Origin of the sequence: Actinacidiphila oryziradicis (assembly GCF_005047355.1) — a bacterium.
GTDB lineage: Bacteria > Actinomycetota > Actinomycetes > Streptomycetales > Streptomycetaceae > Actinacidiphila > Actinacidiphila oryziradicis.
This window is the reverse complement of record NZ_SUMC01000085.1, coordinates 1-20318: the sequence shown is the minus strand read 5'-3', so window position 1 is coordinate 20318 and position 20318 is coordinate 1. Positions and strand designations below refer to the sequence as shown.

Sequence of the window (20318 nt, the reverse complement as noted above, 5' to 3'; positions counted from 1 at the left end):
AACTGGCTGAACAGAAGCGCTCTTCGGCACAGGAGTTGGCACCCGCTGCCACCGCCTTTGGTCGAAGCGCTTCGATGTTGCTGCGAGGTTAAGTGCGAGGGGCAGGGCGCGCAAGAGTCAGCTCTAAGAAACGTCCGATCTGCGTGCTAGGGCGAGGTCACCAACACCCCAGGTGATTGCAGGGTTGTTGCCGCTCGATGTCTTGACAGCCCTGGTCACAGGGCTCAGCATCGAAGCGCTTCGAAACGTTCGACTGTTCCTCCCTCAGGTTCCACCGAGAGGTACTCAGCGTGACAACCGATCATTTGCCTTTCCGGGTTGAGGCCCAGCCCGTGTCGCAGAGGGTCGACGACCTGCTGGCCCGGCTCACCCTGGACGAGCGGATCGCGATGCTGCACCAGTTCGCGCCGGCCGTCCCCCGCCTCGGACTGGCCGCCTTCCGTACCGGGCAGGAAGCGCTGCACGGCGTCGCCTGGATGGGCCCGGCAACCGTCTTCCCGCAAGCCGTCGGCCTGGGCGCGACCTGGAACGAGGACCTGGTGCGCCGGGTCGGCGAGGCGGTCGGCACCGAGGTGCGGGCCATGCGGAAGTGGAACGAGCGGGTCGGCCTCAACGTGTGGGCACCGACCGTGAACCTGCTGCGCGACCCGCGCTGGGGCCGCAATGAAGAGGGGTACTCCGAGGACCCCAGGCTGACCGCGTCGATTGCGACCGCATACACCCGCGGTCTGCGCGGCGACCACCCCACGTACTGGCGCACCGCGCCGGTCCTCAAGCACTGGCTCGCGCACAACAACGAGACGGAACGCGACACGACTTCCTCCTCGGTCCGGCCGCGCGTGCTGCGCGAATACGACCTCGAAGCCTTCCGCGGCCCGATCGAGGCCGGTACGGCGATCGGTGTGATGCCGGCGTACAACCTGGTCAACGGCCGGCCGAACCATGTTTCGCCGCTGCTGCGCGAGCAGTTGCGTGCCTGGACGGACCAGGAACTGGTGGTCTGCTCGGACGCGGGCGCGCCGTCGAACCTCGTCAACAGCGAGCACTACTACGACACTCACGAGGAGGCGACGGCAGCGGCGCTGCGCGCGGGCGTGGACAGCTTCACCGACCACGACCAGGACTCCTCGCAGATCATCGCGCGGCTGCACGGGGCGCTGGACCGCGGCCTGATCGACGAGTCGGACATCGACACCGCCGTACGCCGCTTGCTGACGATGCGTTTCCTGCTCGGCGAGTTCGATCCGGACCAGGATCCTTACGCCGGGATCGGTGAGGAGTCCTTCGACACGCCCGGGCATCGCGCGCTCGCGCAGGAGAGTGCCGAGCAGGCAGTCGTGCTGCTCAAGAACGACGGGCTGCTGCCGCTCGCCGACGACGGCGAGAACACGGTCGCGGTGGTCGGCCTGCTCGCCGACGACCTCAAGCTCGACTGGTACAGCGGCAGTTTCATCCGCCGCACCACGCTGCGCGAGGCCCTTGTCGAGCGGCTCGGCGCGGACCGTGTCATTTACGCCGAGGGCTCCGACACCGTGCGGCTGCGGGCGGCCGACGGGAGCTGGGTGCAGGTGCCGGAGTCTGCCGTCGCTGAGCAGCAGGACGAGGGTTCCTTCAACCCGGCGAACGCGACCGGCCGCACCGATCTGCCGCCGGTGACGACCGGCGACACCCCGACCGACCTGGCGCTGATCGACTGGGGCGGCGGGGCGCTCACGCTGCGCGCAATTGAGAAAGAGCGCGAAGCGCTTCCTCAGAAGGGTGGTGGCGGGCGAAGGGTGGGCGGCCTGTATCTGACGGTGGCCGGGGACGGCTATGTGCGCGCGGCGGCCGACCGGCCCGGCGGCTGGATCGTCCAGGAGACGTTCACACTCGAAAGCCACGGAGAGAGCCACCTCCTCAAGCACACAGGATCCGGGCAGTACATCTCAGTCGCCGCCGACGGCCTGAAGGTTGCCGCCCAGGGCACGCCCTTCTCCGTCGAAGTCGTCCGGCGCGGCGAGGACGCGGTGGCCGAGGCGGCCCGCCGGGCCGGCACGGTGATCGTGGTCGCGGGCAACGACGCGCACATCAACGGCCGCGAGACCGAGGACCGCACCACCCTCGCGCTGCCCCCGCACCAGGACCGCCTCTGGCGCGCGGCCCACGCCGCCAACCCGCGCACCGCGCTCGTCCTCTCGGCCGCCTACCCCTACGCTGTCCCCGAAGCCGACGACCGGCTCCCGGCACTGCTGTGGACCGCCCACGGCGGCCAGGCCGGGGGCACCGCCCTCGCCCGGGTGCTCTACGGCGCGGTCTCTCCCGCCGGGCGGCTGCCGCAGACCTGGTACGCCTCCGACGCCGACCTGCCGAACCAGCTGCTCGACTACGACATCATCAGCGCGGGCGCCACCTACCTCTACTTCCGGGGCACCCCGCTCTACCCCTTCGGTCACGGCCTGTCCTACGCGTCCTTCTCCTACCGGGATCTGACCCTCACCCAGGATCCCGATGCCGCCACCCTCATCGCGTCTTTCACCATCACCAACACCGGCGATGTGGCCGCCGACGAGGTCGTCCAGCTCTACACCCGCGAGAGTGATCCGCGCGTGACACGCCCGGGACGCCAACTGGCCGCATACAGGCGCCTTCGCCTCGACCCGGGCCTGTCGGAGACGGTCACCTTCACCCTCCCCCTCCACGTCCTGGGCTTCTGGGACGTCGCCCACGGCCACTGGACCGTCGACCCGGGTACGTACGAGATCCTGGCCGGCGCCTCCAGCACCGACATCCGGCTCACCGCCACCTTGAAGCTCGACGGCGAGCCTCCGGCCCCGCGCCCGGTGCTGGTACGCGGATTGGAGGCGGCCGACTTTGACGCGCAGACCGCGACCACGCTGGTGGACCGTACGAAGGTGCGCGGCGACGCGGTGGCCTCCGGCGCCGACACGCCCGGCCGGCTCGTTTTCCGCACATGCGATTTCGGCGCCAGGGACACCGCCGGAACCAGCACCGGATCGGCGTCCGTCATCCTCGACGCGGCCCGTGCCGAACCGGGCGAGGCCACCGTCGAACTCCACCTGGGTGACGGCACGCACCTCGCCACCGCCAGGGTGCCCTCGACCGGCGGCCCCTACGCCTACACCGCTGTCCGCGTCGCGGTCCCGGAGCTCCCCGACGGCGTGCACGACCTGCACATCACGCTGCGCGGAGCATTGCGGCTGGCGCGGCTGAGCTTCTCCGGCTGAGGGCGACCGGTCCGGAGAAGACCGCGGGGCCCGGAACCACATGCTGGTTCCGGGCCCCGCTCATGTCCGTACCGGGTCAGACGGCTGAACCGGCCTGCCAGTCGGCCCAGGACAGGTTCCAGCCGTTGAGGCCGTTGTCGGGCTGGATCGTCTTGTCGGGCGAGTTCTTGACGATGACCACATCGCCGATCAGCGACTGGTGGTAGAACCAGTAGCCCGGCACCGAGGTGTCGTTGCCGCCCTTGGTGTCGTGCAGGCCGACGCAGCCGTGGCTGGTGTCCTGGCTGCCGAAGGTCGAGACCGGACGCCAGTAGTTGCCGTGCACAAAGGTGCCGGAGGTGCTCAGTCGCTGGGCGTGCGGCACGTCCTTGATGTCGTACGCCTTGCCGAGGCCGACGGTCAGGCTGTTCATCCGGATCTTCTGGTACTGCTCGGAGATGACCATGATGCCGTTGTAGGTAGTGTGCCCGGGCGCACCGAGCGAGACCGGGATGGTGCGGATCGTCTTGCCGTCCCGGACCACGGTCATCGTCTTGGTCTTGTCGTCGGCCGTGGATATCTGGCTGCGGCCGACCTTGAAGGAGACGGTCTTGGACTGGACCCCGTAGACGCCGGTCGCGCCCTCGACACCGTCCAGGGCGATCTTGACCGTGACCGTGGAACCCGCGGTCCAGTACTTGTCGGGGCGGAAGTCCAGACGGGTGGAGCTGAACCAGTGGCCGACGACCTCCTGGCCGGTGCTGGAGGTCACCGTGATCGCCTGCTGGACGGCCTTCTTGTTCGTGATCGCCTTGTCGAAGTTGAACGACACAGGCATGCCGACGCCGACCGTCGTTCCACCGTCCGGCGTGAAGTAGCCGATGAAGCTGTTGGACGCCGAGACCGTGGTGAAGGACGCGTTCGCCACCGACGCGCGCTGCTTGGCGTCCTGGGCCGTGGCGACGATCTTGTACTTGGTGGCCCGGTCCAGTTGGGCAGACGGCTTCCAGCTGGTCTTGTCCGAGGACATCGTGCCCGCGACCTTGACGCCGGCGCCGGTCGTCATCACGACCGAGACCAGAGTGCCGCCGGTGACCGTCACCTGGCCGGCGGTGTGGATGGACGCGTTGGCGGTGTTGTCACCGGGGGTGATCTTGACATTAGCGTCCGAGGTGTCCTTGGCGGCCGCTTCGGCCGCCGAGGCCTTCGCGCTGGCACCGGCGCCGGTGCTCGAGCCGCTGCTGGACTTGCCACCACTGCACGCGGTCAGCACCGCACCACCTGCGGCCATCGCTGCGATGGCTGCCAGCCCCCTGCGCCGCGTTATATGGGGACGAGCGGTATCGGCGGCTATGCCGTGGTCGGACGGCTTCACAAGGATCTCCATTGGGCAGGCCTCAGTCGTACGCTTACGAACTTCCAGGGTCTTTGCTTCGTTCCCCACCACCGCGCGGTTGTGGGGAAGAACACGTGAAAGCACGCGAAGTGAAAACACGCGAGACCCCGGACCATGATGGGCCCGGGGCCTGTGAATCACTCACAGTTTGTCAGACGCGCTCATACCTCGTCCGGTTCCTCTTCAGCGGCGGTTTCGTCATCCTCATACAGATCCCACTCATCGGAGTCGGGGTCGTACTCGGTGTGAGAGCAGGACCAGGATGCCTGGATCAGCTCCACCCCCGGCACCGTCGTCACAAGGTCGAACGGATCGACCAGGTACGCCAGCGCCTCGGACTCGTCCTGCCGGACCGCCATTTCGGCTTGCGCCCGCTCCTCGTCCGGCATGGAGTCGTCGCCGGCGATGCCGTCGAGCGCGGCGGAGCTCAGCTCGCCCGCGTCGCTGATCTCCAGGACCAGCTCGACCTGGAGCCGCACATATCGTGCCTCAGTGTCACTCATGTCACGGAGCGTAAGTCCAGCGCGGGCTCACGATACTCCGGACACGACCGGAAGGGATCGTTCCGTCCCCGAACTTCCCACCAGCCCCGCTCGCTCACTAATATCAGCCCCTACGGTCAAATCGCCGCTACCGCTGGGGGATCCATTGACCTCGCACCGCCGACCCGTCATCATCGCCGCCGCCGCCGCCGGCATCCTCGGCGCGCTCTACTTCGTGCCGAACGCTTCGGCGTCCGCCCAGCACACGACGAACACGCCCGCGTCCGTCACGACGAGAACCACCCAGAAGTCCGGCACCGCCGCCACCGCCGCCACCGCCCGGCAGGAGCTCGCTGACACCGGCGCTGTCGACACCACCCCGTACCTCATAGGCGGCACCGCCTTCCTCGGCATAGGCGCGGGCCTGGTCGTCAACGCCTCCCGCCGCGCGCGTTACGAGATGTAGCGCGTCAGCTCCGGGCAACCCGCAGCGCCTGTACTACGCCAGCGGGCCCGTCACCGACTCGGCCGCCCCGGCCAGCCCTCCCGCGCGTACGAACTCGTACGCCGCCGCCAGGTCCGGCGCCAGGAAGCGGTCCGGGCCCACGCCCAGCACACCGGCCGCCCGCACCGCCTTCACGACGGCCCGGGTCGCCGGAGCCGCCTCCAGCACCTCGCTGCCCTGCGTACGGATCTCGACCGCCCGGGTCGCCGCCACCAGCTCCACCGCGATGATCCGCGCCAGGTTGTCGACCGCGGTACGCAGCTTGCGCGCCGCCGACCAACCCATCGAGACATGGTCCTCCTGCATCGCCGACGACGGAATCGAGTCCACGGACGCGGGCACCGCGAGCCGCTTGTTCTCGCTGACCAGCGCCGCCTGCGTGTACTGGGCGATCATCAGCCCCGAGTCGACGCCCGGGTCGTCCGCCAGGAACGCCGGCAGGCCGTGCGACCGGCTCCTGTCCAGCAGCCGGTCGGTGCGCCGCTCCGCTATCGAGCCCAGGTCGGCGGCGGCGATGGCCAGGAAGTCCAGTACGTAGGCCACGGGCGCGCCATGGAAGTTGCCGTTGGACTCGACCCGGCCGTCGGGGAGTACGACAGGGTTGTCGACCGCCGAGGCCAGCTCACGGTCCGCGACCAGGCGGGCGTGCGCCAGGGTGTCCCGGCCCGCGCCGGCCACCTGCGGGGCACATCTGACCGAGTACGCGTCCTGCACACGCGGCGCGTCGTCCTGATGATGCCCGGTGAGGCCGGAGCCTTCCAGCACCCGCCGCATGTTCTCCGCGCTCGCCGCCTGCCCCGGGTGCGGGCGGATCGCCTGCAGCTCGGGCGCGAGCACCTTGGCGCTACCCAGCAGGGCTTCGAGTGACAGCGCCGCCGTGATGTCGGCCGCGGTGAAGAGGCGCCGCAGGTCCGCGATCGCCATCAGCAGCATGCCGAGCATGCCGTCCGTGCCGTTGATGAGGGCCAGGCCCTCCTTCTCCCGCAGCTCGACCGGCGCGATGCCGGCCTCCGCCAGCAGTTCGGCGACGGGCCGCACCACCCCGTCCGGGCCCTCCGCCTCGCCCTCGCCCATCAGCACCAGCGCGCAGTGTGCGAGCGGCGCGAGATCGCCGGAGCAGCCGAGCGAGCCGTATTCGTGCACCACTGGGGTGATCCCGGCGTTCAGCACCGCCGCCATCGTCTCCGCGACGACCCGGCGGACGCCCGTCCGGCCCGAGGCGAGGGTCTTGAGCCGCAGGAACATCAGCCCCCGGACGACCTCACGCTCGACCCCGGGGCCCATGCCCGCCGCATGCGACCGCACCAGCGAACGTTGCAGCTGCGCTCGCAACTCCGGGCTGATATGGCGCACCGCGAGCGCCCCGAAACCCGTCGACACCCCGTACACCGGCTCCGGCTTCGCCGCCAATGCCTCGATGACCTCGCGCGACGCGGCGATACCGGCCAGCGCCTCGGACGCGAGCACGACGGGGGCGCCCTCGCGGGCGACGGCGAGCACGTCCTCGGCGGTGGCGCCGTGGGCGCCGATGACCACATTTTGCATACTCATATTCAGGAACCCTATGGATTGAATCTTGATCTGTCACGCGTTGCCCTCGCCGGGCCGGCCGGCCGGTGCGGCGCCGGGTGCCCCCGGTGCCGGTTGCGCCGACCCGCCGGGCACTCCGCCCCGACGAACGGAGTCAGGCGCAGCCGTCCGAAGCGCGCGAAGCGGCGCGAGGGCGGCAAACAAGAGGTGCGCCCGTCCGGCTCTTGTGGGGGCACCTCCTGGGGGCACCTCCCGGCCGAAGGCTGGGGGAGCTGGCTGGGGAAGGAACCGTGCCGGGGGCGCCCGGTGCCGCATCGACCGGGGCAACGCGAGGTCAGGAGCTCCCGCGGAAGCGGCGGCGTTCACCCTTGCGCGGGGGCGCCGGAGGCGCCTCGTCGGCGAGGCGGACGACGGGGTCGGCCGCACCGGCGCGGCCCGCCACGACCGGCACGACCGCGCGGAGCGCCTTCGCCCGGTACTGGGCGGCGTCCGCGAGCCGGAAGAGGCGCCGGCTGGACGTGACCGGCCCTATCTCCGCGTCCGTGGAGGCGACGCCGACCGCAACGCCGTCGCCCAGGCCCAGCCACTGGGCCCGTACGCACAGTTCCTCCGCCGCCCGCACCACGTCCTCGGCCGGGTGCCCCACGGCCAGGAGGCAGAACTCGTCGCCGCCCAACCGTGCGGCGAGGCTCCCGGGGAGAGCCGCGCCGCAGAGCGACAGCACCGAGCCGAACCCGACCAGCAGCCGGTCGCCCACGGCGTGCCCCAGCTCGTCGTTCACGCGCTTCAGGCCGTTCAGGTCGCACACCACCAGGCTCACCGCAGCCCCCTCCTCCCGGTGCCGGTCCACCGCCTCGTCGAGCCGGGCGTCCACCGCCCGGCGGTTCGCCAGCCCCGTCAGGGGGTCGGTGAACGCCAGTCTGCGGACCTCCGCCAGGCGCTCCGTCTGGGCGATGCCCGCGGCGATCAGCGCCGCCAGCACCGTCGCGAACTCCTCGTCCGCCCTGTCGAACACCGGCCGGCCCGCCGCCCGCGCCACGTAGAGCTCACCCCAGGCCAGCCCGTGCAGCATTATCGGCGCGACGATGCACGACGAGCGGCCCCGGCGCCGCAGGGCGGCCACGCGCTGATGGCAGTAGGCCCCTCGGCGCTCCGACGGGCCGTCCGCCGTCTCCACCCATGCGCGCGGCTCGCCGTTCTCGGTCCACTCGCCGCGCAGGAACTCCACGATTTCCGGGAAGTCCGCGATCGAGTACGTCTCCTCCGCCGGCAACGGCTCCTCGTCGCCGGCCAGCTCGCCGTCGTTGACCAGGACCCGCAGCCGGCCCTGGTCACGCTCCCAGCGCGAGATCGCCGACATGCTGCCGCCGAGCGCGGTACGGGCGTGCTGAGCGGCGGCGATCACGGCCTCCATCGGCGTACGTGCGGCGGCCACGGCCCGCGCGAGTTCCGCGACGGCGCGCAGCCGTGCGTCTCCGGCGTTCCGGGCTCCTGCCATGTGGGCGTCTCCCATCGGCCTGTATGTGACAGCTGCGCCCATTGTCGGCCGACTCGACGTCGCGCGCCTTCGGCACGAGGGGTTCGCTCTCCCACCACCCGATTGACCGGGACCGCTGCCATGATGTGTTCACGGTCGTTAACCGGAAGGGTGTGACACATGGTGGAGCAGCGGTTCGGTGAGTGGGTTGTCGTCCGACAGCAGGGAGAGAGGGTCGCCGAGCTCGTCCTCGACCGTCCCAAAGCGATGAACGCCGTCTCCACAGAGCTGGCGCGCGGCCTGAGCAGCGCCTGTGCGGCGCTGGCGGCGGACCCGGGGGTGAGCGTTGTCGTCCTGACCTCGGCGAGCGAGCGGGCCTTCTGCGTCGGGGCGGACCTGAAGGAGCGCAACACCTTTTCCGACGCCGAGCTGGCGCGCCAGCGGCCCTTTGCGCGCGCGGCTTACACGGGCGTCCTGGAGCTGCCCATGCCGACCATCGCGGCCGTGCACGGGTACGCCCTGGGGGGCGGCTATGAATTGGCGCTCTCCTGTGACGTGATCGTGGCCGACCCCACCGCGGTTGTCGGTCTGCCCGAGGTCTCCGTGGGGGTCGTCCCCGGTGGCGGCGGCACCCAGCTCCTGCCCCGCCGCGTCGGAGCCGCCCGCGCCGCCCAGCTGATCTTCACGGCGCGCCGTGTCGCCGCCGCCGAGGCCCTGGCGCTGGGCCTCATCGACGTGCTCGCGGAGGAGGGACAGGAACGGACCGAAGCACTGGCCCTGGCGGCCCGTATCGCCACGAACTCCCCGGTCGGCCTGCGGGCCGCGAAGCGGGCGCTGCGGCTCGGCCAGGGGCTGGACCTGCGGGCCGGGCTGGAGATCGAGGACGCCGCCTGGCACACGGTCGCTTTCTCCCCCGACCGGGCGGAGGGCGTTGCCGCCTTCAACGAGAAGCGGCCGCCCGCTTGGCCGGCTGAGTAGTCGGCCTGCGCCTCTGGGAGCCGGCCGCCCGCCCGTCACCGGGGAGCCTGGAGCGCACCGGCGGCCCGCCCGAGTTGCGGCCCGTTGGCAACCGCCGGACTGCGCCGTCCCACCTCTCCCCGTCGCGGCGGAACCAGGCTGTATCCGGCCGATCGTGGGCGCCCGCCGCGGCAGCCGCTGATCTCGCAGTGGCATCGGCTGGTGAGGGACACCTCCCGGCGGTAGCTGGCTGCAGGCCTATGGGCGCAGTCGGCAACGCCGCGCGAGGTGCCGTCCACAGCGCCGGCGGTTGCTCGTGACATCAGCTGCTCCGCAGCGGTATGGCGGCGGCGCAAAGGCCGTTCGTGATCGCGAGGGTTCCGGGCAGGAAAGGGAACCGCCTAATCCCGGCGGGTGAGCAGCCAAGGCTCGACCACGCCGAGCCCCCGCACCGGCCGCCGCCACATCGGCTGCAGCGCGAAGCGGAACTTCGCGTCCTCCGGGGTGTCCGCCTCGGAGACCGGGGCGTCACCGGCCTCGCCGAGGGCCTGGGCAAGCTCTCCGTCGACCAGAACGGCGTCCCGGGGCGCTATCGAGGTGAGCCGGCTCGCGAGGTTCACGGTCGTCCCGAAGACGTCGCCCATGCGCGTCGTGACCGTGCCGAAGGCGATCCCGACGCGGAGGGCGGGCATGGCGTCGTCGCCGGTCATGGTCTCGATGAGCCGGAGCCCGATCTCGGCGGCGGTCCCGGGGTCGTCGGAGACGAAGAGGACCTCATCGCCGAGGGTCTTGATCAGCCGGCCGCCGTAGGCGGCGACCTGGTCGGCGGCTGTGGTCTCGAAGGCCTCGACGAGTTCGCCGAGCTCTTCCTCTTCCAGGCGCCGGGTGAGGCGGGTGAAGCCGACGAGATCGGCGAAGCCGACCGCGAGGCGACGGTCGACGGCTTCGTCGTCGTCGTTCCGTACGACACGGCTGGTGGCGGCGGCCATCTGCCGCCGCCAGACGTAGATGAGGAATTCCTCGAGCTCCGGCAGCAGCAGCTCGACCAGCGGATACGCGACCTCGGCCCGGGTCATGCCGGGCTCGGGCGGTTCGGTGAGCTTTTCCAGGAAGGAGTCGATCTGCCAGTCGGCGAGCCGGGCGGTGGTCTGGCCGGTGGAGCGGGCGACCTGGATGGCGACGGATTCCTCCAGCAGGCCGGCCTCGACGAGACCGGAGAGCCGCCGCAGCGCCAGCACATCCGCCTCGGTGAGGGCGCGGGCCTGGCCGATGTCGGCGAAGCCCATGGCGCGCCAGAAGCGGGAGGCGAGGTCCATGGAGACGCCGGCGGCGCGGGCGGCCTGGAACGGCGTGTACTGGCGCTCGGCGCCGAGGATCATCTGTTCGAGGCGTAGTGCGATGGGGTTCTCGGCGCCGTCCGGCTCCGTTGTGCTTGGCGGGGTGGGAGGAGTGTCCTCGTCGTCCACAGTCACCGGCCGCCCCCTCTGAGATCCCTGCGCACTGCCCTTCCGATCAGCAGTCGGCTACGGGCCCAACAATACGGCAGGTGTGCTGTAGCTCACGCTCACAGCCTCTGGCGGGGCTCACCCGGCGGGACGCACATGCACGACGTCGCCCGCTCCGACCGCCTGCTCACCGCCGCCCTCGGTTGCGATGACGAGCCGCCCGTCGCCGTCCACGGCGACCGCCGTGCCGTCGACCTCGCGCCCGCCGGGCAGCTCGACCCGCACCGCGCGGCCGAGGGTGGCGCACCCTGCCGCGTAGGTCTGCTGGAGACGGCAGAGGGCCGGGTCGCCGCCGGCGGCGACCCATTCGGCGTACCAGTCGGCGAGCGACCGGAGGATGGCCCGCAGGATCGGGTCACGGTCGGTGATCTTGGCCCCGGCCAGCGCCAGGGAGGCGGCTGCGGGCACCGGGAGTTCGTCGTAACGGAGTGAGATATTCACCCCGATGCCGATGACGATGCCGTCCTCGCCGACCCGCTCGGCGAGGATGCCGCCGGTCTTGCGCTCCTCGCCGTCAATGGTGACGAGGAGGTCGTTCGGCCACTTGAGTGCCGTGTCGACCCCGGCGGACCGGGACAGTGCGGTGGCGGTCGCGACCCCGGCGAGCAACGGCAGCCATCCCCAGTGCTCGACGGGGACGGCAGAGGGCCGCAGCAGTACGGAGAAGAAGAGCCCGGAGCGGGACGGCGCGGACCAGCGGCGGTTGAGCCTCCCTCGCCCGGCCGACTGTTCCTCGGCGACCAGTACGGCGCCCTCGGGGGCGCCCTCCTTGGCGCGGGCGGCGAGGTCGGTGTTGGTCGAGCCGGCGGTCTCCACGACTTCCAGGTCGGTCCAGAAGCCATCGGGGGTGAGGATCGCGCGCCGCAGAGCGGGAGCATTGAGGGGCGGGCGCTCCAGGTCGGACCAGCGGTTTGAGGTCATAACCCCAACCCTAGGACCGGGTCCTGGGGGCGGGGTGTGTCCGACACCGCACTGCTCACAGAGCAGCGACACCGTTACGCTACGAAACAGCATTACCCGCCAGGTACGCAGGGTCCGGCGAGAGGCAGTAGAGCCGCCTCCGCGACTCCTCCCCCTCCAGCTGGAGGGGGGCCTCTCACTCGACCACTTGCGCGATCTCATGACGGACAAGCCCTGCCCGTCGTCCGCGAGGACGTAGGACAGAGTGTAGCGACTCGGTTACGTTATGCGTTGCCGAATTCAGGGAGAAGTGATGGCCGAGCCGGAGTACGACATCCACACCACTGCGGGCAAGCTCGCGGACCTGCGCCACCGCATCGGCGAGGCTACGCACGCGGGCTCCGCACGCGCGGTGGAGAAGCAGCATGCCAAGGGCAAGCTCACCGCCCGCGAGCGCATCGAACTCCTCGTGGACGATGGCTCCTTCACCGAGCTCGACGAGTTCGCCCGGCACCGGTCGACCAACTTCGGCATCGAGCAGAACCGCCCGTACGGGGACGGTGTGGTGACGGGCTACGGGACCGTCGACGGCCGCCCGGTGTGCGTGTACTCGCAGGATTTCACGGTCTTCGGCGGGGCACTGGGCGAGGTCTACGGCGAGAAGATCGTCAAGATCATGGACTTCGCGCTGAAGACCGGCCGCCCGATCATCGGCATCAATGACGGCGGCGGTGCCCGGATCCAGGAGGGCGTCGCCTCCCTGGGCCTCTTCGGCGAGATCTTCCGCCGTAATACCCATGCCTCGGGTGTCATCCCGCAGATTTCGCTGATCCTCGGCCCGTGCGCGGGCGGCGCGGTGTACTCGCCCGCGATCACCGACTTCGTGGTGATGGTCGACCAGACCTCGCACATGTTCATCACCGGCCCGGACGTCATCAAGACGGTCACCGGCGAGGACGTCGGCTTCGAGGAGCTGGGCGGCGCCCGGGCCCACAACACGGTGTCGGGCAACGCACACCACATGGCGGGGGACGAGAAGGACGCCATCGAGTACGTCAAGGCGCTGCTGTCCTACCTGCCCTCCAACAATCTGGAGGAGCCGCCGGCCTACCCGGCCGAGGCGGACCTGGGGATCACGGCCGAGGATCTTGAGCTGGACACGCTGATCCCCGACTCGGCGAACCAGCCGTACGACATGCACAAGGTCATCGAACATGTTGTCGACGACGGGGAATTCCTGGAGACGCAGGCCCTCTTCGCCCCCAACATCATCAGCGGTTTCGGCCGCATCGAGGGCCGCCCGGTCGGTGTCATCGCCAACCAGCCGATGCAGTTCGCCGGCTGCCTCGACATCGACGCGAGCGAGAAGGCCGCGCGTTTCGTCCGTACCTGCGACGCCTTCAACGTCCCCGTGATCACGCTGGTGGACGTCCCCGGCTTCCTGCCCGGCGTCGGCCAGGAACACGGGGGCATCATCCGGCGCGGCGCCAAACTGATCTTCGCGTACGCCGAGGCAACCGTCCCGCTGATCACGGTCATCACCCGCAAGGCCTTCGGCGGCGCCTACGACGTCATGGGCTCCAAGCACCTGGGTGCCGACCTCAACCTGGCCTGGCCCACCGCCCAGATCGCCGTCATGGGCGCCCAGGGGGCCGTCAACATCCTGCACCGCCGCACGCTCGCGGAGGTGAAGGACGCAGGGGAGGAGGCCGCTCTGCGGCAGCGGCTCATCGCGGACTACGAGGACACCCTGCTGAACCCGTACGTCGCGGCGGAGCGGGGCTATATCGACGCGGTCGTCGTACCGTCGGAGACCCGGGCCCATCTCATCAAGGCACTCCGTACCCTCCGTAACAAACGCGAGAGCCTGCCGCCCAAGAAGCACGGCAACATTCCCCTCTAGCCGCTGAGGAGCACCGTCGTGGTGATCAAAGTAGAGCGAGGCAACCCCACCCCCGAAGAACTGGCGGCCGTCGTCGCCCTTGTCCAGGCGCGGGCCGTCGCGGCCTCCACCGCCGCAGGCGGCCCGCACTCCCTGGACGAATGGGCCGACCCGGCCCGCAATGTGCCCCAGCGCACCCTCCGGGCCGCCCCCGGCGCCTGGCGCGCCACATACTGGCCGCACTGACCGGCAGGAAACGGGCGAAATAGGCACAGCCGCAGCCCGGGCCTGAGTATCCGTACTCAGGCGCGGACCGCGGCCGGGGCGCAACCTGGAAGGCATGCTGTGGTCCGACCCGCCCGACGAGCCGCCAGAGGACATCCGCCAGGTGCAGGCGATGCTCCGCCGGGCGATCATCGTGATCGCGGTGGTGGTGCCGGTCGTCATGGCGATCGCCATCGGCCTGCGGCCCTAGGGCCTGTCCGGATCGGCACCCGGCTCCGGCAGACCCGGCCGACCAGTGCGATCACCCGGCTAGCCTGTCCCCATGACTGAGCAGCGCGTGATCGTACTGGCCTCCGCGTCACCTGCCCGGCGCGGGCTGCTGAAGAGCGCGGGCCTGGACCCGAAGGTGATCGTCAGCGGGGTCGACGAGGACGCGATCACCGCCGACACCCCCGGGGAGCTGGCCCGGGTCCTCGCCGAGGCGAAGGCGGCGGTGGTCGCCGGGCAGCTGAGGGACGGCGCGCTGGTCATCGGCTGCGACTCGGTGCTGGACCTGGACGGCGAGGCCCTGGGCAAGCCGGCGGACGCCGAGGAGGCGGCCGCCCGCTGGAAGGCCATGCGCGGGCGCACCGGGGTGCTGCGGACCGGGCACTGCGTGATCGACACGGCGAACGGCAGGCAGGTCTCCGCCACCGCCTCCACGACGGTCCGCTTCGGGAATCCGGACGACGCCGAGATCGCCGCCTACGTCGCCAGCGGCGAACCGCTCCAGGTCGCCGGGGCTTTCACCCTGGACGGCCTCTCTGCGCCGTTCATCGACGGCATCGACGGCGACCACGGCAACGTCCTGGGGCTGTCGCTGCCGCTGCTGCGCAGGCTGCTCGCGGACCTCGGGGTACGGATCACCGATCTGTGGGCGTAATCCGTCCCTGACCCCCTGAGAGCCTGTCGGGTGACCTCTGATCGGGCGGACGCGGTCTGACACGGGCCCTGACCGCCGCTCAGGCCGGCGCCGGGGCGCCGCCCTTGGGTCCGGGGAGCACGGGAGTCTCCATGGACGGCGGGGGTTCCGGGGTCTCGGGGTGGTCCTCGGCACCGTAGAGCAGCAGGCTCCACAGGACGAAGCCGAAGATCAGCATCATCACGGCGAACGCCGGCCAGCCGACCAGCCCGACGACCAGAGCGCCCAGCACCCCGTGCAGCACCGCGCACGCGATCAGCAGCAGCCGCCCGAAGCGGCCCAGCGGGCGGTCGTGGAGCACGGCACGCCCGAGGACGACTCCGCAGCCGATCAGGAAGAGCGCGAGCAGGCCGCCGGCCGCCCAGGCCCCGACGGCCATCGCATTCGGGTCCAGTCCGGCCACCGACATCGACTGGCGGCGGACGGCGAGGCCCAGCACCCAGTTGACGAGCGCCAGGCCGAAGGACTCAAGGATCAGCAGCAGTACCGCCGTGGACGCTATGCCTCTTCGCATCGCGTCAACCTCCTCCATTACCGCTGGTATCCCGCCTCTCGCACGCTACTAACGGGTAGGCCCGGGGGCAAGACCTCGCGCGACACCACCCTTTAGGGGCGGCGATCCGGCAAAGATTCCCTCCCCCCTTCGTGGGAACCCCACAAACGATTGCCGCCTCCACTCACACTGGCGGTCAGAGATCTGCCACACATCAGCGAGGCCCAAGCGTGGGGAGATATACGGCTTTACCGTGGTAAGCCAAGGTAAGCGGGTGTGTATTCAGCAACCGGATCACCCTCCGTGTGGGCAAGCTCACCCCGAGGGGTGCCTCGGCATGAAGTGTCGCCAGTACCTAAACTTCGGCTTGTTCCAAGGAGGGAGCCATCGTGCGCAAGGTGCTCATCGCAAACCGCGGTGAAATCGCAGTCCGCGTCGCCCGAGCCTGTCGGGATGCCGGGATCGCCAGCGTAGCCGTCTACGCGGATCCGGACCGGGACGCGCTGCACGTCCGCGTCGCCGACGAGGCCTACGCGCTCGGCGGGGACACCCCGGCGGCCAGCTATCTGGACGCCGCCAAAGTCCTGGCCGCCGCCGCCGACGCAGGCGCCGACGCCGTCCACCCCGGTTACGGCTTCCTGTCGGAGAACGCCGACTTCGCCCAGGCCGTCCTCGACGCCGGCCTGACCTGGATCGGGCCGCCGCCGCAGGCGATCCGCGATCTCGGCGACAAGGTGGCGGCCCGTCATATCGCCCAGCGTGCCGGCGCCCCGCTGGTCGCCGGCACCCCGGACCCGGTGTCCGGTGCCGGTGAGGTCGTCGCCTTCGCCGAGCAGAACGGCCTGCCGATCGCCATCAAGGCCGCCTTCGGCGGCGGCGGACGCGGGCTGAAGGTCGCCCGCACCCTGGAGGAGATCCCGGAGCTCTACGACTCCGCGGTGCGCGAGGCGGTGGCCGCCTTCGGCCGCGGCGAGTGCTTCGTCGAGCGCTATCTCGACAAGCCCAGGCATGTGGAGACCCAGTGCCTGGCCGACAGCCACGGCAATGTCGTGGTCGTCTCCACCCGCGACTGCTCGCTGCAGCGCCGCCACCAGAAGCTGGTCGAGGAGGCTCCGGCCCCCTTCCTCTCCGAGGCGCAGAACGCGCAGCTCTACACCGCCTCCAAGGCGATCCTTAAGGAGGCCGGCTACGTCGGCGCCGGGACGGTGGAGTTCCTGGTCGGCGCGGACGGCACCATCTCCTTCCTGGAGGTCAACACCCGCCTGCAGGTCGAGCACCCGGTCACCGAGGAGGTCACCGGCATCGATCTGGTCCGCGAGATGTTCCGCATCGCCGACGGCGAAGCCCTCGGCTACGACGATCCCCCGATGCGCGGCCACTCCATCGAGTTCCGCATCAACGGCGAGGACCCCGGCCGCGGCTTCCTCCCCGCCCCGGGCACGGTCACGAGATTCGCCCCGCCCGCCGGCCCCGGTGTGCGACTGGACGCGGGCGTCGAGACCGGCTCGGTCATCGGCCCCGCCTGGGACTCGCTGCTCGCCAAGCTCATCATCACCGGCGCCACGCGTGAGCAGGCCCTCCAGCGCGCGGCCCGTGCGCTGGGTGAGTTCCAGGTCGAGGGCATGGCCACCGCCATCCCCTTCCACCGCGCGGTCGTCACCGACCCGGCCTTCACCTCGGACCCGTTCACCATCCACACCCGGTGGATCGAGACCGAGTTCGTCAACGAGATCCCGGCCTTCACCGCCCCGGTCAGTGACGAGGCCGACGAGGACGAGCCCGGCCGCGAGACCGTGGTGGTCGAGGTCGGCGGCAAGCGACTGGAGGTCTCCCTTCCGGCATCGCTGGGCATGACCCTGGCGCGTACCGCAGCCGCCGGCGGCGCCAAGCCCCGCCGCCGCGCCACCACCAAGAAGGCCGGTTCCGCCGCCTCCGGCGACACCCTCGCCTCCCCCATGCAGGGCACCATCGTCAAGGTCGCCGTGGAGGAGGGCCAGGAGGTCAAGGAGGGCGACCTCGTCGTCGTCCTTGAGGCCATGAAGATGGAGCAGCCCCTCAACGCCCACCGCTCCGGCACCGTCAAGGGCCTCACGGCCGAAGTGGGCTCGTCCGTCTCGTCGGGCGCCGTCATCTGTGAGATCAAGGACTGACGCCCTTACGCCTTACGGCACGTCCGCGGGCCCGGACCGAGAGATCGGTCCGGGCCCGCGGGCGTTCGCGTGGCAGTGGCCGGTCCTGGCACCGCTACGGGCTGTGCCACACGCGGCGGGAGGTGGGTACGCCGGCCCGGCTTCCGCCGGACGGCCGTGGGCCCCGGCCGAGGGATCGGCCGGGGCCCACGATGAAGCAATCCGTCAACCGCGGACGCGGCCGACGGTCAGAACGTGCAGTGCGCCTTCGGCCTCTATCAAGCGGTACATGGCCCGCCATTCCCCGACATGGAGGCGGTAGTAACCGGAGCCCCCTATCGGCACTGCATCTGGCGGCGCCGGTTCATCGACCAGGCACCGGACAGCCGCCGCGCACCCCTTGGCACCGGGATGATCCGCTTGACGCAAGGTCCCGAACTGTCGTGTTGCGCGCGGAGCCCAGATCAGGGTCAGGGTCATCCTGCTGCTGCCCGGTCCTCGGCCTCCAGTTGGGCCATGAACTCGTCATGCGGAATCCACTCGCCCCCCGGATCATCAAAGACGGCTTTCGCTGCCGCGAGGTCGGCCTCGTCGCGCAACCGCTCGTACTCCCGAAACTCCCCGATCGGGATCAACGCGATCTCGGCCTCGCCGGACTCGGCGATCGCGATGTGCTCATGGCTGTTGCGCACGCGGCCGTAGAGCTCGTCGAGGTGTTCGCGGGCTTCGGCGAGCCGATAGGTCTCCATGACTGTCATGGTAGGACCGTGAGGCCCTCAGGCCTCGCACTACTCCATTCGAGGACAAATTCATCCATATGTGCGCAGCGCGCTCCGACCCCGCGCCAGGTGGGCAGCTCACCCGGCCGCCTCCTTCTGCTCATCGGCGTCAAGGATCACCATGGCCTCCTCGTGCGAAATCCGCACGGTGCCGGGGTCCTCGAAAACGGATCGCGCCAGCGCCAGGTCTGCCTCGTCGCGCAACCGCTCGTACTCCCGGAACCCCCCGATCGTGACCACGGCGGCCACCGGCTCACCGGACCGGCTGAGCAGAATGGGCTGATGGCCGCCGCGCACGCGACTGACAAGGTCGTCCAGCGGGTCACCGGCGTTGAGCGCATAAGAGGCCGCCATCGTGCCGCCGCACAAGCCCAGCCGCCTCCCACCCGGCGCACAGTCACCGGTCCGTGCGCACCGGCGCCGTCCGCACCGCCAGTACCAGCCCCAGGGCCAGCGCCGCGATGACCGCCGCCCCGCCGAAGGCCGCAGCGGCGCCGTCCACAAAGGCGTGCGCACCCCCGCCCCCGGCGCCCCGCGAGACGGTGCCGAAGACGGTGACCAGGATCGACAGCCCCAGGCTGCCGCCGATCTGTTGCGAGGTCTGCAGGAGCCCCGAGGCTGACCCTGCGTCCCTTCCCTGGATGCCCGCGAGGATCAGGGTGTTGAGAGGCATCATCGTGAACCCCATGCCGACCCCGGTCAGCGCCAGCGGCCCGAGCAGGGCGGCCGTGTAGCCGTCGCCGTAGGAGAGCTGGGTGAGCCAGAGCGTGCCGGCCAGGGTCAGCAGCGCGCCACCGGCGGCCGTGCGCCGGGCGCCGAAGCGGGGCAGCACCCGGGGCACCGTCCGGGCGGCGACGAAGAGCAGCCCGGCCATGGGCAGGAAGGCGACGCCGGTGCGGAGAGGATCGTAGCCGAGCACCGACTGCAGGTACTGGGTGGTGAAGAAGAAGACCCCGAACATTCCGGCGGGCACGAGCAGCATGCAGCCGTAGGCGATGGCGCGGTTGCGGTCGGCGAAGAGCCGCAGGACCACCAGGGGGCGCTCGACGCGTGCCTCGTTCACCACAAAGAGGACCAGCAGGACAACCGAGGCCGCGAAGGCGCCGATGGCCCGACCGTCGCTCCACCCTTCCTCTCCGACCCGGATGAACGCGTAGACGAGCGAAGCCGTACCAAGGGTGCCAGTGAAAGCACCGGTGAGGTCGAAGCGTCCGCCGCGATGGCGTTCGGTCTCGGTGACGTATCGCGTGGCGAGGAGGGCTATGGCGGCACCGACGGGGATGTTGATGAAGAACACCCAACGCCAGGAGCCCAGGTCGGTGAGGACACCACCGACGATGAGGCCGATGGACGCTCCCGCCCCGGCGACGGCGGAGAACACACTGAGGGCGCGCAGCCGTTCCGCACCCTCTTTGAAGGTCGTGGCGATCAGGGCGAGGGTGCTGGGTGCGGCGAGGGCGGCGGACACCCCCTGTGCCGTACGGGCGACGAGCAGCCAGGCGGCGTTCGCGGCGAAGCCCCCGGCGATGGAGGCGAGGGTGAAGGCGAGCACACCCGCGACGAGGGCGTTGCGGCGGCCGATGAGATCACCCACCCGGCTGCCGAGCAGCAGGAGGCCGCCGAAGGCGAGGGTGTAGGTGTTGAGTACCCAGGACATGCCGGTGGCTGAGAAGCCGAGGTCAGTGCCTATATCGGGAAGGGCGACATTCACGACGGTGGCATCGAGGAGCAGCATCATCTGGGTGCCGACGATGGCGGCGAGCGCGAGTAACGACGTCGTGCGCGGTAGCTGAGACCCCGGTCTGAGCATGCAAACGGCCGTGCGAGACGATCATGATTGTGACGTCAAGAGGGGCCCGCACGGCCTTGAGCCATCGTATCTGCACCGGGATCC

At 70.4% G+C, this 20318-nt stretch carries 19 protein-coding genes; 8 read left to right on the top strand and 11 right to left on the bottom strand.

Features of this window, described 5'->3' with window-relative positions; all coding sequences use genetic code 11:
* The first annotated feature begins 290 nt into the window (after positions 1 to 290).
* Complete coding sequence (locus FCI23_RS42800) at positions 291 to 3224, top strand: glycoside hydrolase family 3 C-terminal domain-containing protein (RefSeq protein ID WP_407646109.1); 2934 nt, start codon at positions 291 to 293, stop codon at positions 3222 to 3224.
* A 76-nt stretch (positions 3225 to 3300) separates the two neighbouring features.
* On the opposite strand, the gene FCI23_RS42795 is transcribed toward FCI23_RS42800, so the two are convergent.
* Both FCI23_RS42795 and FCI23_RS42790 read right to left on the bottom strand, forming a co-directional pair.
* Positions 3301 to 4494 carry a L,D-transpeptidase gene (locus FCI23_RS42795; protein WP_246144614.1) on the bottom strand — a complete coding sequence of 398 codons (1194 nt, stop codon included), beginning with the start codon at positions 4492 to 4494 and terminating at the stop codon, positions 3301 to 3303.
* A gap of 266 nt (positions 4495 to 4760) precedes the next feature.
* Complete coding sequence (locus FCI23_RS42790; RefSeq protein ID WP_136729461.1) at positions 4761 to 5102, bottom strand: hypothetical protein; 342 nt, start codon at positions 5100 to 5102, stop codon at positions 4761 to 4763.
* A 145-nt stretch (positions 5103 to 5247) separates the two neighbouring features.
* Between FCI23_RS42790 and FCI23_RS42785 the strand changes: the two genes are divergently transcribed.
* Positions 5248 to 5547 carry a hypothetical protein gene (locus FCI23_RS42785; protein ID WP_136729460.1) on the top strand — a complete coding sequence of 100 codons (300 nt, stop codon included), beginning with the start codon at positions 5248 to 5250 and terminating at the stop codon, positions 5545 to 5547.
* Positions 5548 to 5580: 33 nt separating this feature from the next.
* Here FCI23_RS42785 and hutH read toward each other — a convergent pair whose 3' ends face one another.
* Positions 5581 to 7131 carry a histidine ammonia-lyase gene (hutH, locus tag FCI23_RS42780; protein ID WP_136729471.1) on the bottom strand — a complete coding sequence of 517 codons (1551 nt, stop codon included), beginning with the start codon at positions 7129 to 7131 and terminating at the stop codon, positions 5581 to 5583.
* A gap of 319 nt (positions 7132 to 7450) precedes the next feature.
* Entirely contained in the window at positions 7451 to 8614 is a 1164-nt protein-coding gene (locus FCI23_RS42775; protein WP_136729459.1) for a GGDEF domain-containing protein, read from the bottom strand.
* Between the two features lie 159 nt (positions 8615 to 8773).
* On the opposite strand from FCI23_RS42775, the gene FCI23_RS42770 reads away from it, so the two are divergent.
* Positions 8774 to 9571 carry an enoyl-CoA hydratase/isomerase family protein gene (locus FCI23_RS42770; RefSeq protein ID WP_136729458.1) on the top strand — a complete coding sequence of 266 codons (798 nt, stop codon included), beginning with the start codon at positions 8774 to 8776 and terminating at the stop codon, positions 9569 to 9571.
* 380 nt (positions 9572 to 9951) lie between these two features.
* Here the strand turns inward: FCI23_RS42770 and FCI23_RS42765 are convergent, their stop codons facing one another.
* The gene (locus FCI23_RS42765) at positions 9952 to 11016 is read right to left on the bottom strand and encodes an adenylate/guanylate cyclase domain-containing protein (protein WP_246144613.1); all 1065 of its coding nucleotides are present in this window, start codon (positions 11014 to 11016) and stop codon (positions 9952 to 9954) included.
* A 117-nt stretch (positions 11017 to 11133) separates the two neighbouring features.
* Complete coding sequence (locus tag FCI23_RS42760; protein WP_136729456.1) at positions 11134 to 11976, bottom strand: biotin--[acetyl-CoA-carboxylase] ligase; 843 nt, start codon at positions 11974 to 11976, stop codon at positions 11134 to 11136.
* Positions 11977 to 12268: 292 nt separating this feature from the next.
* Between FCI23_RS42760 and FCI23_RS42755 the strand changes: the two genes are divergently transcribed.
* From FCI23_RS42755 to FCI23_RS42745, 4 genes are all read left to right on the top strand, one after another.
* Complete coding sequence (locus tag FCI23_RS42755; RefSeq protein ID WP_136729455.1) at positions 12269 to 13858, top strand: acyl-CoA carboxylase subunit beta; 1590 nt, start codon at positions 12269 to 12271, stop codon at positions 13856 to 13858.
* Positions 13859 to 13879: 21 nt separating this feature from the next.
* Entirely contained in the window at positions 13880 to 14083 is a 204-nt protein-coding gene (locus FCI23_RS42750; protein WP_136729470.1) for an acyl-CoA carboxylase subunit epsilon, read from the top strand.
* Between the two features lie 94 nt (positions 14084 to 14177).
* The gene (mmpB, locus tag FCI23_RS62710) at positions 14178 to 14312 is read left to right on the top strand and encodes a morphogenic membrane protein MmpB (RefSeq protein ID WP_265737817.1); all 135 of its coding nucleotides are present in this window, start codon (positions 14178 to 14180) and stop codon (positions 14310 to 14312) included.
* A 72-nt stretch (positions 14313 to 14384) separates the two neighbouring features.
* Positions 14385 to 14984: a nucleoside triphosphate pyrophosphatase gene (locus FCI23_RS42745; RefSeq protein ID WP_136729454.1), complete on the top strand. Its 600-nt coding sequence runs from the start codon at positions 14385 to 14387 to the stop codon at positions 14982 to 14984.
* A gap of 79 nt (positions 14985 to 15063) precedes the next feature.
* On the opposite strand, the gene FCI23_RS42740 is transcribed toward FCI23_RS42745, so the two are convergent.
* Complete coding sequence (locus FCI23_RS42740) at positions 15064 to 15537, bottom strand: hypothetical protein (RefSeq protein ID WP_136729453.1); 474 nt, start codon at positions 15535 to 15537, stop codon at positions 15064 to 15066.
* Between the two features lie 368 nt (positions 15538 to 15905).
* On the opposite strand from FCI23_RS42740, the gene FCI23_RS42735 reads away from it, so the two are divergent.
* Positions 15906 to 17666, top strand: coding sequence for an acetyl/propionyl/methylcrotonyl-CoA carboxylase subunit alpha (locus tag FCI23_RS42735; RefSeq protein WP_136729452.1), 1761 nt, complete (start codon positions 15906 to 15908; stop codon positions 17664 to 17666).
* A gap of 204 nt (positions 17667 to 17870) precedes the next feature.
* Here FCI23_RS42735 and FCI23_RS64170 read toward each other — a convergent pair whose 3' ends face one another.
* The 4 genes from FCI23_RS64170 to FCI23_RS42715 form a co-directional block, all read right to left on the bottom strand.
* Entirely contained in the window at positions 17871 to 18125 is a 255-nt protein-coding gene (locus FCI23_RS64170; protein WP_136729451.1) for a type II toxin-antitoxin system RelE family toxin, read from the bottom strand.
* Positions 18122 to 18394, bottom strand: a complete 273-nt coding sequence (locus FCI23_RS42725; RefSeq protein ID WP_169317207.1) for a type II toxin-antitoxin system Phd/YefM family antitoxin — start codon at positions 18392 to 18394, stop codon at positions 18122 to 18124. Before FCI23_RS42725 ends, FCI23_RS64170 begins: the two co-directional genes overlap by 4 nt.
* A gap of 108 nt (positions 18395 to 18502) precedes the next feature.
* Complete coding sequence (locus FCI23_RS42720) at positions 18503 to 18778, bottom strand: type II toxin-antitoxin system prevent-host-death family antitoxin (protein WP_136729449.1); 276 nt, start codon at positions 18776 to 18778, stop codon at positions 18503 to 18505.
* Between the two features lie 43 nt (positions 18779 to 18821).
* Positions 18822 to 20234: an MFS transporter gene (locus FCI23_RS42715; protein ID WP_136729448.1), complete on the bottom strand. Its 1413-nt coding sequence runs from the start codon at positions 20232 to 20234 to the stop codon at positions 18822 to 18824.
* Positions 20235 to 20318 lie beyond the last annotated feature (84 nt).